This is a genomic window from Ruegeria sp. D1(2025) (genome assembly GCF_056536425.1).
Genome location: NZ_JBQFPO010000008.1, coordinates 131,043 through 145,573, shown reverse-complemented (window position 1 = coordinate 145,573; position 14,531 = coordinate 131,043). Strand labels below are relative to the sequence as shown.

Sequence of the window (14,531 nt, the reverse complement as noted above, 5' to 3'; positions counted from 1 at the left end):
TGTCACGATGGACCACTATTCCGAATGCCTCGACATTGCTCGACAGGAACTCAAACTGGCGCAAGCCGCGCTGCGACGGGACATGACCGAGTATCCGACACCGATTGCGGGCTGCGATGAACAGTTCAATCACCTGCTTGATCAGAGCGAGCGCGTTCGCAACGCATTGGCAGCGCTTGAGGCAGCGCATTTTGTCCCAACTCCAAGAAAGCTCGAAGCCGAGCAGGGTATTGATAGCCGATGAAAGTCCATGTTCTCGATGATTGGTTCGACACATTGCGCGGCTTGCCCTGCTTTTCAAAGCTGGCCGACCATGAGGTCACGGTCTGGACAGATCACGTCGAAGATACGGATACCCTGGCCGCGCGCCTGCAGGACGCCGAAGCGCTGGTCCTGTTCCGGGAGCGCACCAGGGTAACCCGTGAGTTGCTTGAGAAACTTCCCAACTTGCGCCTGATCAGCCAGCGCAGCGTCTATCCGCATGTGGACGTTCAGGCATGTACTGACAACATAGTGCTGTTCTGTTCGAACATGCACGCGGGCACGCCGTCTTACGCTGCTGCTGAACTGACCTGGGCGCTGACCATGGCCGGAATGCGGAACCTGCCGGCGCAAATGGAATCGGTCAAGGCGGGGCGCTGGCAAGCCGGGGTCGGCAAGACACTGCGCGGGCGACAATTGGGCCTTTATGGCTATGGGCGTATTGCCCGGGCCGTTGCGGGCTATGCCGAGGCGTTTGGCATGAGCGTTGTTTGGTGGTCGTCTGAAGATGGCCGCGCCCGCGCAGCCGCCGATGGTGCGGCGGTCGCATCCAGCCGACAGGCGTTTTTTTCCGGCAGCGATGTCGTTTCGATCCATGTGCGCCTGAAACCGGAAACCCGCGGTATCATCACGGCAGCCGACTTGCGGGCGATGCAGCCCGGTTCGCTGTTTGTGAACACGTCGCGGGCCGGTCTGATCGAACCCGGCGCGCTGTTGAAGGCGCTCAATAACGGCCGCCCCGGAAATGCGGCAATTGACGTGTTTGACACCGAACCGCTGACCGATCCTGACGACCCGTTGCTGTCGCATCCCAACCTGATCGCAACGCCGCATATCGGTTTTGTGACCGAAGATGAGTTTGACCTGCAATTTGCGGATATCTTTGATCAGGTGAACGCCTTTGCCGAAGGCGCTCCGATCCATATGATCAATCCCGAGGTCTGGACCAGCGCAAAATAAGATTGGCCGCGATGGGCGCGCCAATGATCACCAGCACAATCCGCGTCAGGTGATGTGTGATCACGAACCCCAAATCCGCGCCTGAAACGATGGCCAGAACCGTCATCTCGGCCTGACCTCCGGGTGCAAAAGCAAGGAACGCCTCGACAGGGCGACCCAGCCCGAGTGCGGTGACAACAGCCGTAAAACCCGCAGCCAAGATTGCAAGAACAACGACATAGGCAACACCGGCGGCAACGACGCGGCGCAATTCGCCCCATGTGACGCCAACGAATTTCACTCCGATCCCGCACCCGATGAAGAACTGCGCAGCCAGAATAGCTTCACGCGGAGGACGGGAGTGGATGAAATCCCCCAAGGACAGAGCAGCGGTCAGGATCATCGGCCCGAGGATGGATGCGCCGAACAGCCCAATTCGCTCTCCGCCTTTCCAGCCGACAAAGGCGGCCAGAACCATGAGCAGAATTTCGTGCACCGGCAGATTGCTTGCGGGCTGCCCGATGGGGTTGGTCAGCTCAGCATCGTAGAACACTGTCAGAAACAGCGGTGCCAAAGTGACAATAATCAGAACGCGCGTGCCGTGAATCAGCGACAGGGTGCGTGGATCGGCGCCGGCTTCGGTCCCGAAGATGATCATGTCCTGCAATCCGCCCGGCATTGCGGCGTAGAATGCGGTTTTCTCATCGAACCCCCACACCTTGCGGAAGAACGGAACGCCGACCAGCGCGATCAGAATGATGAAGAAAGGGATTAGCATGATCGATGCCGCCATCTTGGGCAGTTCGGCGAACAGGGCAGGCGTGATCGAGGCACCAACAGCGACACCCAGAATGGTCCGGGCTGCGACAGAAACCTGACCAAACCCTTCCATTGGTGCGTGAGCCAGTGCCGCAATCAGGCAAGCGGTCATTGGACCGAACAAAAACGGCAGCGGCAGGTCCAGCGCCCAGAAGATCGCAGTGCCGAACACCGCGAGGCCAAGGGTCATCGACCGCTTCACGAAGAGCGAAGTCTGGTTTCCTGGGGTGGACAAAGGTTGGTTTCCGACGCTGTTGACTCACTATGTATCCAAATGTATACAAGTGGACGCAATATGCAAGTGTGAGTGTTATGACTATTCAGGACGACCCATTACAGCCCGGCCCGCAAGGCAGCTCTGCCTATCAGAGATTGCTGGACGAGATCCGCGAAGGGTCGTTGTTGCCTGGTGAACGACTGCGGGAGATTGAGCTGTCCGATCGGCTGGGCGTCAGCCGAACGCCGGTCCGCGAAGCCATCCGTCAACTTGAGGCCGACGGGTTGGTCACGCATGTCCCACGATTGGGCGCGACGGTCCGCAGCCTGGATTACGCCGAGGTCATGGAACTGTACGAGATGCGCGCCGTGCTTGAAGGCACTGCAGCGCGCCTTGCTGCGCGGGCCGCGTCGGACGTGGAACTGGACGAGCTTGAGGTTTTGAATGAGCGTCTGGCCGAGGCGGGAACAGGTCCGGATGCGGCGCGGATCAACCGGATTTTTCACGCAACGCTACTGGATGCGGCCAAGAACCGGTTTCTGGCAAAATCCATGCTGTCCTTGCAAAAGGCTTTGTTGATCCTTGGCCCATCGCAACTGCTGGACAGCGATCGGGCTGGGGCTGCCGTGGCCGAACATCGCCGTATCATGGCCGCCCTCAAAACACGTGACGGGGCGGCAGCCGAGACGGAAATGCGAGCGCATATCCAGGCTGCGCAACGCATGCGCATTCGCGCATTGCAGGAACGAGATCGCACCAGCGATCAAGGCCAATAGGACAACCGGAAATGGCACCTCAAACCGAAGCTTATGATATTGCAGTGATCGGCGGGGGAAATGCCGCCCTCTGCGCCGCGATGACGGCAGCCGAGGCGGGCGCCCGTGTTCTGATCCTGGAGGCTGCGCCGAAACCCTATCGCGGTGGAAACTCGCGCCACACCCGCAACTTTCGCTGTATGCATTCGGGCCCTCTGGGTCCGCTTGTCGAAGCGTATGGCGAGGACGAATACCTGTCCGATCTTTTGAAGGTGACCGACGGACAAACTGACGAGCGTCTCGCACGACTGGCGATCCGCACTTCCGAGGAATGCCTGCCATGGATGGAAGAACACGGGGTCCGGTTCCAGCCGTCGCTTTCGGGGACCCTGTCGCTGGCGCGAACAAATGCGTTTTTCATGGGTGGTGGCAAGTCTCTGGTCAATGCGTATTACAGGACAGCGGCAGGGCTGGGTGTTGAAGTGCTGTACGAGGCTGCCGTCACCCATCTGGAACTGAATAGCGACAGGGTCGAATGGGTCGACTATACCCACGAGGGGCAGTCCCACCGCATCGCACCGAAGGCCGTCATTGTCGCCTCGGGCGGGTTTCAGGCCGACACCGATTGGCTGACCCGTGCCTGGGGACCGGCGGCGCAAAACTTCCTGATCCGTGGAACGCCCTATAATCGCGGTGTGGTGCTGGCCGATCTGTTGGATCAGGGTGTCGAGAATGTCGGCGACCCGACCCAATGCCACGCCGTTGCGATCGACGGACGCGCGCCCAAGTTTGACGGTGGCATTGTCACCCGTCTTGACTGCGTGCCGTTCTCCATCGTCGTGAACAAGAACGCCGAGCGGTTCTATGACGAGGGCGAGGATGTCTGGCCCAAGCGTTACGCGATCTGGGGTCGTCTGGTGGCAGCTCAGCCGGAACAGGTGGGCTACGTGATCATCGACGCCAAATCGCTGAACCTGTTCATGCCGTCTGTTTTCCCGCCGCTACAGGCTGATACTCTTGATGAACTGGCCGACATAATGGACTTGCCTGCCGAAAAGCTGAAGGCGACGGTCGCCGAATTCAATGCCGCCTGTGGCGACGGCAGCGGCTTCCATCCAACCGAGCTGGACGGAGTTTCCACATCCGGCCTGACACCACCAAAGACAAACTGGGCCCGCCCAATCTCGGAACCGCCGTTCTATGGCTACTCGCTGCGCACCGGTGTGACCTTCACCTATCTGGGGCTCAAGGTCGACGAGACGGCACAGTGTTCAACCCCTAACGGAAAGATCAGGAACCTTTGGGCAGCCGGGGAAACCATGGCCGGCTCGATCCTGGGGCAGGGGTATCTGGCCGGGTTCGGCATGACCATTGGAACGGTTTTCGGACGTATCGCAGGACGTGAGGCCGCCGCTTATGCAAACTGAACTGATACAGGAAGCCCGCCGTCAGGCCGAGATTTGCAATGCCTGCCGGTATTGCGAGGGTTACTGCTCGGTTTTCCCGTCATTGCACGCCGAGCGCGCGTTCTCGGATGGCGACATCACCCAACTCGCCAACCTCTGTCACAATTGCAGGGGATGCTATTATGCCTGTCAGTACACCGCACCGCACGAGTTTGATCTGAACCTGCCTGCTGCTTTGGCCGAAGTGCGCCGGGACAGTTGGGAAAGCTTCGCCTGGCCCCAGCCTTTGGCGCGTCGCTTCCACACCCAAGGAGGGGCAATTGCGCTTGCGCTGGTCCTCGGTTTTGCCACGCTGTTTTGGACGATCCGGGCAATCGGGTCTTCTGGCGGCGACGGTTTCTATGCGGTTCTTTCCCACAATGCGATGGTGGCGATCTTTATGCCCGCCTTCCTGCTGCCGCTGTTCAGCATCGCCATCAGCTTGCGCCGCTATTGGCGTGCGGCTGACGGAAAGTCAGTCCAATGGGCCGATCTGACAGCGGCGTTCAAACGCGCCGGGACGATGCAGGATCTTGCCGCCGGCCACGGCGAAGGCTGCAATTTCGAAGATGAAGACCGGTTCAGCCACGCCCGCCGACACATGCATCAGGCGATCATGTATGGGTTCCTGCTTTGCTTTGCCTCAACCTCGGTTGCGACAGCGATGCATTACGGCCTTGGCCTGCATGCACCCTACGGATTCTGGTCATTACCCAAACTGCTTGGCGTCTCAGGCGGTATCCTGTTGACCATCGGCTGTGGCGGCATGGTCATGTTGAAGCAGAAATCGGATCGTGACCTTGGCGACACCTCCGCGTGGGGCGGAGAAATGGGCTTTATCCTGCTGCTGGGGTTTGTTGGCCTCAGCGGCATTGTCCTCTACGTGCTCGGCTCGACCACAGTGATGCCCGCACTTCTGGCCATCCATCTGGGATCGGTTCTGACCTTCTTCCTGCTGATGCCCTATACCAAGATGGCACATGGGTTCTATCGCCTCGCCGCACTTGTCAGAGATGCACAGAGGAAGCGCGGCACATAAATGGTTCGCACCAGCCGCTGCTTGCGCCCTGGATGGAAGGTGGAAAGGGTCCGGTCAGCGGGCTCTGGTCCTGAACAGGAGCAGGAACACGAACGCCGATCCGATTGAGGTTGTCACGATCCCGACAGGCAATTCCTGCGGGGCCAGCAACAAACGGCTGATAATATCCGAGCCCGTCAGCAATGCCGCGCCGACGAGAGCTGCGGTCGGCAGCAGATGGCCATGCAGCGGCCCCGCGATTCCGCGGGCGATGTGAGGGACCATCAGACCGACGAAACCGATGACACCGGCGACCGAGACGAACACCGCCGTTGCCAGCGCCGCAACAAAGAACATGCTGAACCGCAGTCCGCGCACGGGTACGCCGAGGGTAGAGGCAGTAAGATCGCCGGTCAGCAGCGCGTCGAGCCAGCGGCTGCGGTAGAGAGAAAAGCTCAGGATCAGAAGCAGGCCTGCGCAGACCAGCGGAAACGTCTCCCAGCGGGCCAGGCCCAGACCGCCCAGCATCCAGAAAATCACGGAATGCGCGGCGCGGCTGTCGCCTGCAAAAATCAGGTAGTTGGTGATGGCCGAGAACAGGAACGAAACCGCAAGACCTGCCAGGATCAGTTTTTCGGGCGCGCTTGTGCGTAAACCGTGAACCAGCGCCAGCACGATGCCCGACGCCACAAGCCCGCCGCAGAACGCGGCCAACGGCAGGGTCCAGAAGCCCAGCACGTCGCCGGTCACGGTGATCACAAACACGGCGCCGGCCGCCGCACCCGAGGACAGGCCGAACAGGAACGGATCAGCAAGATCGTTGCGCGTTGTGGTTTGCAGGACCACGCCGACGATGCCCAACCCGGCGCCGATTACGGCCGCGAACAGGGCGCGCGGCAGGCGCAAATCAAACACGATCCGGTGCAACGGCGACATGTCCCCGTCACTCAGACCGGTTCCCAGCAAGACAGCGGTGAACGTGTCGGAAACCGGAATGGATGTGGTTCCGTAGATGGTTGAGATCAGCAAAAGGGCGGCCAGAACGACCGCCCCCAGCAGAAGTGTCAGGCCAAGTCGGCCCATATCAGTTGAGATCCGGATGCATGGCCTGCGCCATTTTCAGGATCGCCTCGATATTTGCCGGTCCCGGGGTCAGTTCCTCGTACCGCAGGCCAATCCAGGCCTCGTTCTTGACGGCATCGGTCTGGGACATCACCGGATGCTCCTGCAGAAATTTGAAGGTATCCTCGGCGCCGTTGCCGGTCTGGTAATCCAGCAGCACCAGAAATTCGGGGTTGGCGGCCGCCACCGTTTCCCACGAGGTGCGGCCCCAGCTTGTATCCATGTCATGGGTCACGTTTTCACCGCCCGCTGCGGAAATCATCGCATCGGGAATGGCAAACTTGCCCGCGGTGAAGGGCGCATCAGCCGGACCATCTAGAAGGAAAACGCGCGGTTTGGGCAGATCGGCGGTCCGGGTTTCGATCTCGGTCAGTTCTTCTTTCCAACCATCAACCAGTTCCTTCGCCTTGTCTTCGACCTGCATGACCTGGCCCAGGCGCAGAACGTCATCAAACAGCAGGTTCATGCTGGCTTCGGGGCGGTCCTTGTCCAGATGCACGCAGCTTTCGGACAGGATCAAGGTCTTGATGCCAAAGGGTTCCAGCGTGTCAGGGGTCACGTCTCCGCCCGGCTTCATCCCGTAATACCAGCCCGCGAAGAACATATCGGGTTCGGCGGCCACAAGGTTCTCGACCGTTGGGTATTTGGGCGCAAGCTCGGGAATGTCGCCGCGCAGCGTATCGAATTCCGGGCTGGTCTTGTACCATCCGGTGATGCCGGTCAGCCCGACGATCTTGTCCTGCAGATCCAGCGCAAAGGCCATGTCGGTCATGTTCATATCGTGCACGACAATCCGCTCAGGCGCAGTTTCAAAAACCAGCGGCTTGCCGCAATTGTCGACGGTAATGTCTTGTGCCGACGCACCGCCTGCCAAGGCTGTGGTCAGGACCACCGACCAGATCTGTTTCATTCAAAGATGCTCCTAGGGTTAGTTTGAGACCGAGGTTTTTCGGATATCCAGCGCCGGAATCACGCGGCCCTCATGGTGAAAGTACAGGTAGTCGACGCCAAAGGTTTCCCGGACCTGGTCCGAGGTCAGCACATCGGCCACGGGACCAAAGCCCGTGAGCCGCGCGGATTTCATCATGGCCACATGGGTGGCAAATTCAGGGATCATGACGAGGTCGTGGACGATCATGACCACCGTGATGCCCAACTCGGCAACCAGCGACAGCATCCGCCCCTTGGCGTCGGGGTCCAGATGGTTTGTCGGTTCGTCCAGAAACAAAAGCGAAGGGTTCTGTGCCAGAGCGCGCGCAATATGCGCACGTTGACGTTCACCCCCGGAAAGTACGCCCATTCGTTTGTCCGCCAGATCACTCAGACCTGTCAGGTTCAAAATCCTGTCCAGTTCGGCGGCGTGGCCCTCTTTCGACCGATCAGCCCGGATCGGGATTTGCCCCAAGGCCACATATTCCCGCAAAGACAGTCTGCTATCCGGCAGTTCGTGCTGACTGACAACAGCGATCATTCGGGCGCGCTGGTTGGCGGGCATGTGTTTCAGGCTGCGCCCATTGATCAAAACGTCGCCCAGCACCAGTTCGGCCGTGCCGCACAACAGGTTCAGAAGTGTCGTCTTCCCGGCCCCGTTCGGCCCGGCAATTGCAAGGATTGCGCCTTCTTCCAGTTCAAAAGACGCCGCTTGCAGCAGAACATCACCATTCAGCGCATAGTATTCGACGTCACGCACGGCAAGAAATGCAGAGGTCGTCATGAAGGCTCCTCCAAAATCATTCGGGGCAAACGGGAAAGGGTTTTGTCAAAAAGCGCGCTCGGCCTGTCGGACGCGCAGGTCCATCCATCGGCACTGTTCTGATATTGCAACGCGAATTCGGCCAAGGCCGCGATGTCATGCGGGGTCCGGATGTCGCCGAACAGGTATTGGGCTTTGCCGGCGGCCTGAAACCCAACAGTTGTCGGCTGCGCACACCCGGCCATGCAATCGACCGTGCGAATGGCAAACGCGGACGGCAGCGCATCTGACAAAGAAGAGCGTATTTTGTCCGCAGACAAATCACCGTTGCATGTCGAACAGATCAGAAGAACATGATCAGTGGCGTCTGACATGGTCCGCTCCACTTGTTGCCAAGCGCGGACAGAAGGTGCTGATCATGTAAACACGTGACTGACGTGCCATCTAAGCCTCCTTCCAGGGCGCCCCGCCCCGGGTTGGTTGAACATTGATGGCAGGTCTCCTGACTCGCGGGTCCTTGCTTGGCCTTCCTTCCCGGCCCATTCGGCCAGTGGGTGTTTGGCGTCGCTCACCGCTTACAGTTGCGGGGGCAGTTACGGACTTGGCCCACTGGGCCGCACCGTATTCCCTTTTCATCCCTCGGGTCTTCCTTCGGGAACCATCTTCTAGCTAAGTGCCTCAGACCCGAGCATGCGTCAATACAGAATTGTTGCCAGGACACTCTGTTCGGCGGCGGAGCGGCATCCATCGTTAACTGCCCGGGTGCCTCGCGTTCAGCGTGCCGGTTCAATTCTCCAGCAGTTTCAGAACCTGTTCGCGCTCGGACAAGACCAGCAACAGGGCAAGATCGCCCGGTTCGATCTGATCCAGTATTGTCCTGCTCGCCTCGACCGGGGAAGGCGCGCTCAGGATCTGCTCATCCCGAAGACCGTTGTTCATTGCCGCCTGCTTAATCAGCTTTGGAATCTCACCAAGGTTGCGTCCCCGCAGATAACCCTCAAGCTCGGCAGCGACGATCACATCCGGCTGGAACCGCAAGGCCGTTTGCGTGACATCGATGATGTCCTGATCGGACCGGTCCCCGGCATGGCTTAGCAGTATGAAGCGGCGCTTTGCCGGAAGTCCGGACAAAGCCTCGCACACCGCTGCGACCGAATGTGGGTTATGCGCAAAATCGACAAAGACGCGGGCGCCGCTATGGGAAAACTCGTTGCACCGGCCCGGATTATCTTTGGCGTCTGGCTTGAAACCGGACAATCCCGTGCGAATGGCCTGCATCGGGATATCCAGTGCGCAGGCCAGACACAGCGCAGTTATTGCGTTGAGGATATTGTACCTGGCAGCCCCACCCATAGCGAGCGGTACATCGTGAACCGAAATCACCGGTTGTTCCGTGGAGCCATCGAAGAACACGATCATCTCGTCCCGCAGGAAGGCACAACAATGTCCTTGCTCGCGGGATTGTTGGATCAGTGCGTTTTTCTGGTCCAGCGAGAACCACCAGATCCTGCAGGACGTGTTCAGCGCCTCATCCCGGACAAAGGGGTCATCCGCGTTCAGGGCCAGAACGCCATCTTTCTTAAGGGTGCGATGCACGGCGAACTTGGCCTGCGCCAACTCCGGAACCGTGTTGACGCCGTACTGACCCAGATGATCATTGGCGACATTTGTGACAGCCGCAGCCGAGGCGGCATGGGTTGGAAGACCCCGGCGCAGGATTCCGCCACGGGCAACCTCCAGACAGGCGACTTCAAGCCGCCGGTCGCGCAGCAGCATGCGCGCTCCGCCGGGGCCGGAATAATCACCACGGTCGAGGATGTCGTCGCCGACGCGGACAAACTCGGTCGAGGTCAGCCCGGCAACCTTGCCCGCCGCCCGGGCGATCGCCTCAAGCAGCCGGGTCGTTGTGGTCTTGCCATTGGTTCCGGTGATGAAGGCGACGGGGATGTTGTGCAAGGCGTCCCATTCGACTTCATCAGGCGCAGGCAGAGCGTTCCAGGCCCAGGTCTGGCTTCCGACCCCGTGGCCGATCGAAATCTCGTCGTCGTCACACAGGATATCGACGCCCCGCGCCGAGGCCGCCTGGATCAGGGCGATCAGGGCCGGATTTGCCTCTTTGGCCATGACGTCGCGGACGTCGGCGATCATCTTGTCGAAATCGCCGGGTGTTTCCCCGACCAGCGCCGCGGCACAGAAATGCCATGCGGTCTGGACCGCAAAGATCGCTGAATACAGCTGATCCATCGGCGCTGAAATCGCAAGGTTCACGCCGCCGGTGAATACCCGATATGTCAGCTTTTCTTGGCACCAGCCGAGCGCATCCAGCACACGACGTGCATGATGCTGCCACAGCTCAATGACACGCGAAGACTGCTCTTGGTCAAAAAAGACGTCCATGATTGCGCCCGGGTGATCCCAGAGCAACCCGGGCCCGGTCAGCCGGCGCGCATCGTCTACCCGAAACGCGCCACTGGTCGCGCTGGGGATGGTCAGCGCGGTCTCAAGCTCTTCAATCCTGTCCATTCCGGTGCCCTCGGCTCAATCCGCGTCTTCGCTGATTTCGCGGGCCAGACGCACGCCGCGCTCGTCCCGGATCAGGGCCTGATCGCTGTCGAACATGTCCTCGAAAGAGGTCTCAACAGGGGCAGGCTTGCCGATTGCTTCAGCTTCAGGTGCGTCGCCATCCGAATTGAAGTAGATGATCTGTTTCCAGCAGCGGGTGGTGTCGTCGCCGAATATCACCAGCAGATCGCCGGGAGCTGCCATTTCCAGACCCGCCGTCACCGCTTCGACCTCATCAGGGATGATTGTGATCGCCTCATCCGGCGTGCCGCCTGCAATCAACGCCTGCCGCAGCATCTGAGGAATTTCGTCATGCCCGCGTCCGCGACGGCGGTCGTCAGCCTTGCAGATGAAGTGGTCAAAATGACCGGCCAGCGCCGCGCCCGCGTCCTCGACGTCCTCGTCACGACGGTCACCGGGCATCGATACGACGCACAGCCTGCGGCCCTTGATCTCCAGCTGGTCGGCCAGCGCCGCCATTGCCTTCAGGGCGGCGGGGTTGTGGCCATAATCCAGGATTACCTTGAACGGATGTTCGTCATAAACGTTCATCCGCCCCGGTGCCTGGAAATAGCTGGTGTCAAAGGTCCGCAGCCCGTGGCGGATATTGTCCAGATCAACGCCAAAACTATAGGCCATGGCGGCTGCAAACATGGCGTTCTGCACGTTGAATATCGCCTTGCCTTCCAGTGTCGCCGGGATCAGGTGCGACCAGAGCACGGGGATATGCAGACCGTTGTCGTAGATGGTCAGCATGTCACCGTTCATGCCTTTTTCCAGCACGATGGCCTTGCCGCCTTCCTTGATATGTTCTTTCACAAGACTGTGGCCGGGATTGGTCGTGACATAGAAGATCTGACTTGCCCCGGCATAATCCGCCATCTTCAGGCAGTTGATGTCGTCGGCATTCAGAACGGCCGTATCCGTGGCGCTTTCCACCACGACGCGTTTGACCACGGCAAGCTCTTCGACCGTGTTGATGCCACCCAGCCCCAGATGGTCGGCCGATACGTTCAGACAGGCGGCAACGTTCGAGCGTTGATAGCCCAGGCCCGAACGCACCAGCCCGCCACGCGCGGTCTCCATCACGGCGAAATCGACCATCGGATCGCGCAGCACGATCTGGGCCGACTTGGGCCCGGTCATGTCGCCCTTGACGCTCAGCTTGCCATCCACATAAACCCCGTCGGTCGAGGTCATGCCAACGGTCTTGCCGCTGGTTTTCATGATATGGTTCAACATCCGCGATGTTGTGGTTTTCCCGTTGGTTCCCGTGATTGCCGCAATGGGGATGCGTGTCTTGTCCCCGACCGGGAACAGCATGTCGATCACCCGACCGGCAACATCGCGCGGTTGGCCTTCGGACGGAGCTACGTGCATCCGGAATCCGGGGGCTGCGTTCACCTCGACAATCGCGCCGCCGATATCCTTGTAGGACTTGGTGATGTCGTCGATCAGAAAATCGACACCGCCCACATCCAGCCCAACCGCCATGATGGCGCGTTCAGCCATGTCGCGGTTGTCGGGATGAACCACATCGGTCAGGTCGATGGCCGTGCCGCCTGTGGACAGGTTCGCGGTAGAGCGCAAATAGAAAACCTCGCCCTCCGGCAAAACGGTTTCTTCGGTCACACCGGCGTTTTCCATCAGGCGTTTGGCCTGATTGTCGATCTCCAGCATGGTCAGCACTTTTTCGTGCCCGATGCCCCGGCGCGGATCCTGGTTAACGATAGCGACCAGTTCCGCAATCGTATGCTTGCCATCCCCCATCACATGACCCGGAACCCGTTTGGCGACTGCGACGAGCTTGTTGTTGACCACCAGCATCCGGTGATCAAATCCTGTAATGAAGCTTTCAACCAGAATGGCGCGGCTTCGCGAGTGTTCCTTGGCCTCGGCAAAACCGGCCTCGACCTCGGATTCCGAGTTCAGATTGATCGATACTCCGCGGCCGTGATTGGCATTCAGCGGTTTGACCACCACCGGAAATCCGATCCGGCCAGCTGCTTTTGCGGCTTCGCGGGCCGAATAGACCATGCGCTGTTGCGGCACCGGCAGGCCCAGATCGTTCAGCAGATTGTGGGTATCTTCCTTGTCGCAGGAAATCTCGACCGAGATATGTTTGGTCTCGGACGTGATGGTCGCCTGAATGCGTCGCTGATACTTGCCATGCCCGAACTGAACCAGCGATCCTTCGTTCAGGCGGATCCATGGAATGTCACGTTCTTCGGCGGCCTTGACCAACGACCCGGTCGAGGGACCGAATTCCTTGCGTTGGGCACGCAGAACAAAGCTGCGCAACTCGTCGTCCCAATCGAAATCGGGATCGAAATCATAGTCCAGGGCTTCCTTGAGGTTTTGCGGCAGCAGGTGCATCAGCAGGCGCATGGCCAGTTTCCCGGCATCAAGTCCCACGTCGCGCTGGCGGTATTCGTAGACCATATTGTACTGGCCGGGTTCGCCCGTGCCCCGCGTCCGGCCAAATGTCACATCCGTGCCGGCCACGTTCTGAACCTCGATGGCGCAATGTTCCAGCACGTGACCCAGCCAGGTGCCTTCATCCTCGCGCAGACGGCGGATAAAGCCGCCGGGCTCGCGGTAGGAACAGCCATGCTCGGCAAGGCCGGGGAGGGCCGCGACCAATGCGTCGATGAATTCGGGGCCTATTCGGGCCGAGGGCCAATCTTCCAACAATCCCAGATCAATGACGTGTCGAATAACCGGAAAACTTGCCCAGACGTTGGGACCGACGAAGACATTGGTAGAGATTATTTTCATAAGGCTCCTCGTTTATTAATTGTTCATTTCCCCCCGGAGGCGTCCTCGTCGCCGGACAAATCGGGCAAGGTGCAGAACGCCATATGCTCATCTGGCGGAAAAGCCTGGCGAGCCATCAGGTCATAACGGCACCCTTCGCCCAGAACGTCAAGCCGAAGACCCAAAAGGCTCAGTGCTTCGCCCCGGCGTGCATCCCACATCGACGAATGCGTCAGATGGCTGGCATCCACGACCGTGACCGTGCCGCTGCCAACAACCTCAAGGACGTTGTCGGGGCCGATAAAGGCGGCGGTGTCCTCGTCAATTCCAAGGCCGATCAGAAAAGGGTTGAAAGATGAGGCGGTTAGAAGGCGCCCCAGCCGGTTGCGCTGGGTAAAATGCTGGTCGATGATCACTGCGTTGGTCAGGCCCATGCCCGGTGCAAGCGTGATGTTGCCTTCGGCGGGGGCCGAGTTGCTGCTGCCTCCGGCGACCATATGTTCGGACATGATCGACGCCCCGGCAGAGGTTCCGGCAACCGGCACGCCCGCCGCATTCCGGCGGCGGATTTTCTGCGCTACCAGCGTTCCGCCGAGAATCGCGGACAGGCGCAACTGGTTGCCACCAGTCATGAAAATGCCGGTCGCCCGGTCCAGCATTCCGGCGTAATCGGGGTTGTCACAGTCGGCGCGGCGCGAGATGGGCAGGAATTCGACCTGACCCGCGCCAAGCTCGGAAAAGATGCGGTTATAGTCCGGCCCCGTTTCTTCCAGCATCGAGGCGGTCGGGATCACAACGATGTCGGCATCTGCGCCGCCTGACAGCTCCACGAACTTGCGGTGGATCTGCATTTCCTTCACGCGGTCTTCGCCGCCACCAATCGGAATGATGAACCCGCGAGGGGTGTCTGCATCAACGGGTGCAGGGCACATGTCAAGATTAC

The 14,531-nt window shown here is 59.8% G+C and carries 13 protein-coding genes and 1 riboswitch; of the genes, 5 read left to right on the top strand and 8 right to left on the bottom strand.

The window, feature by feature from the left end; genetic code table 11:
- Positions 1-7 precede the first annotated feature (7 nt).
- Positions 8-244, top strand: coding sequence for a hypothetical protein (locus ACR1XU_RS17515; protein ID WP_480907071.1), 237 nt, complete (start codon positions 8-10; stop codon positions 242-244).
- Positions 241-1,221, top strand: coding sequence for a D-2-hydroxyacid dehydrogenase family protein (locus ACR1XU_RS17510; RefSeq protein WP_480907073.1), 981 nt, complete (start codon positions 241-243; stop codon positions 1,219-1,221). Before ACR1XU_RS17515 ends, ACR1XU_RS17510 begins: the two co-directional genes overlap by 4 nt.
- Here the strand turns inward: ACR1XU_RS17510 and ACR1XU_RS17505 are convergent.
- Entirely contained in the window at positions 1,190-2,209 is a 1,020-nt protein-coding gene (locus ACR1XU_RS17505) for an AbrB family transcriptional regulator (protein WP_480907075.1), read from the bottom strand. The two genes, ACR1XU_RS17510 and ACR1XU_RS17505, sit on opposite strands and share 32 nt — an antisense overlap.
- Before the next feature lie 122 nt (positions 2,210-2,331).
- Between ACR1XU_RS17505 and ACR1XU_RS17500 the strand changes: the two genes are divergently transcribed.
- The 3 genes from ACR1XU_RS17500 to tcuB are packed head-to-tail and all read left to right on the top strand — an operon-like array spanning position 2,332 to position 5,475.
- Positions 2,332-3,012 carry a GntR family transcriptional regulator gene (locus ACR1XU_RS17500; protein WP_170681015.1) on the top strand — a complete coding sequence of 227 codons (681 nt, stop codon included), beginning with the start codon at positions 2,332-2,334 and terminating at the stop codon, positions 3,010-3,012.
- Positions 3,013-3,023: 11 nt separating this feature from the next.
- Positions 3,024-4,418, top strand: a complete 1,395-nt coding sequence (gene tcuA / locus ACR1XU_RS17495; RefSeq protein ID WP_480907077.1) for an FAD-dependent tricarballylate dehydrogenase TcuA — start codon at positions 3,024-3,026, stop codon at positions 4,416-4,418.
- Positions 4,408-5,475 (top strand): tricarballylate utilization 4Fe-4S protein TcuB, encoded by a 1,068-nt coding sequence (tcuB, locus tag ACR1XU_RS17490; RefSeq protein ID WP_480907079.1) that lies wholly within the window; start codon positions 4,408-4,410, stop codon positions 5,473-5,475. Before tcuA ends, tcuB begins: the two co-directional genes overlap by 11 nt.
- A gap of 54 nt (positions 5,476-5,529) precedes the next feature.
- Here the strand turns inward: tcuB and ACR1XU_RS17485 are convergent, their stop codons facing one another.
- From ACR1XU_RS17485 to ACR1XU_RS17455, 7 genes are all read right to left on the bottom strand, one after another.
- Positions 5,530-6,537 (bottom strand): iron ABC transporter permease, encoded by a 1,008-nt coding sequence (locus ACR1XU_RS17485; RefSeq protein ID WP_170681002.1) that lies wholly within the window; start codon positions 6,535-6,537, stop codon positions 5,530-5,532.
- 1 nt (position 6,538) lies between these two features.
- Positions 6,539-7,486, bottom strand: a complete 948-nt coding sequence (locus ACR1XU_RS17480; protein ID WP_480907081.1) for an ABC transporter substrate-binding protein — start codon at positions 7,484-7,486, stop codon at positions 6,539-6,541.
- 18 nt (positions 7,487-7,504) lie between these two features.
- Entirely contained in the window at positions 7,505-8,290 is a 786-nt protein-coding gene (locus tag ACR1XU_RS17475; protein ID WP_480907083.1) for an ABC transporter ATP-binding protein, read from the bottom strand.
- Positions 8,287-8,643, bottom strand: coding sequence for a DUF1636 family protein (locus tag ACR1XU_RS17470; RefSeq protein WP_480907085.1), 357 nt, complete (start codon positions 8,641-8,643; stop codon positions 8,287-8,289). Before ACR1XU_RS17470 ends, ACR1XU_RS17475 begins: the two co-directional genes overlap by 4 nt.
- 101 nt (positions 8,644-8,744) lie before the next feature.
- Positions 8,745-8,947, bottom strand: a riboswitch (cobalamin riboswitch).
- A gap of 108 nt (positions 8,948-9,055) precedes the next feature.
- On the bottom strand, positions 9,056-10,792 hold the full coding sequence (locus tag ACR1XU_RS17465; RefSeq protein WP_480907087.1) for a Mur ligase family protein: 1,737 nt from the start codon (positions 10,790-10,792) through the stop codon (positions 9,056-9,058).
- A gap of 15 nt (positions 10,793-10,807) precedes the next feature.
- The gene (gene cphA / locus ACR1XU_RS17460; RefSeq protein WP_480907089.1) at positions 10,808-13,609 is read right to left on the bottom strand and encodes a cyanophycin synthetase; all 2,802 of its coding nucleotides are present in this window, start codon (positions 13,607-13,609) and stop codon (positions 10,808-10,810) included.
- 23 nt (positions 13,610-13,632) lie between these two features.
- Positions 13,633-14,520, bottom strand: a complete 888-nt coding sequence (locus ACR1XU_RS17455; RefSeq protein WP_170614806.1) for a cyanophycinase — start codon at positions 14,518-14,520, stop codon at positions 13,633-13,635.
- Between the last annotated feature and the right edge of the window lie 11 nt (positions 14,521-14,531).

Excerpts from the sequence above, each read along its gene's own strand:
- tcuB (WP_480907079.1), top strand. The coding sequence starts at position 4,408 with ATGCAAACTGAACTGATACAGGAAGCCCGCCGTCAGGCCGAGATTTGC.
- ACR1XU_RS17475 (WP_480907083.1), bottom strand. The coding sequence starts at position 8,290 with ATGACGACCTCTGCATTTCTTGCCGTGCGTGACGTCGAATACTATGCG.
- ACR1XU_RS17510 (WP_480907073.1), top strand. The coding sequence starts at position 241 with ATGAAAGTCCATGTTCTCGATGATTGGTTCGACACATTGCGCGGCTTG.
- ACR1XU_RS17455 (WP_170614806.1), bottom strand. The coding sequence starts at position 14,520 with ATGTGCCCTGCACCCGTTGATGCAGACACCCCTCGCGGGTTCATCATT.
- ACR1XU_RS17500 (WP_170681015.1), top strand. The coding sequence starts at position 2,332 with ATGACTATTCAGGACGACCCATTACAGCCCGGCCCGCAAGGCAGCTCT.
- ACR1XU_RS17480 (WP_480907081.1), bottom strand. The coding sequence starts at position 7,486 with ATGAAACAGATCTGGTCGGTGGTCCTGACCACAGCCTTGGCAGGCGGT.
- tcuA (WP_480907077.1), top strand. The coding sequence starts at position 3,024 with ATGGCACCTCAAACCGAAGCTTATGATATTGCAGTGATCGGCGGGGGA.
- cphA (WP_480907089.1), bottom strand. The coding sequence starts at position 13,609 with ATGAAAATAATCTCTACCAATGTCTTCGTCGGTCCCAACGTCTGGGCA.
- ACR1XU_RS17465 (WP_480907087.1), bottom strand. The coding sequence starts at position 10,792 with ATGGACAGGATTGAAGAGCTTGAGACCGCGCTGACCATCCCCAGCGCG.
- ACR1XU_RS17470 (WP_480907085.1), bottom strand. The coding sequence starts at position 8,643 with ATGTCAGACGCCACTGATCATGTTCTTCTGATCTGTTCGACATGCAAC.
- ACR1XU_RS17515 (WP_480907071.1), top strand. The coding sequence starts at position 8 with ATGGACCACTATTCCGAATGCCTCGACATTGCTCGACAGGAACTCAAA.
- ACR1XU_RS17485 (WP_170681002.1), bottom strand. The coding sequence starts at position 6,537 with ATGGGCCGACTTGGCCTGACACTTCTGCTGGGGGCGGTCGTTCTGGCC.
- ACR1XU_RS17505 (WP_480907075.1), bottom strand. The coding sequence starts at position 2,209 with ATGACCCTTGGCCTCGCGGTGTTCGGCACTGCGATCTTCTGGGCGCTG.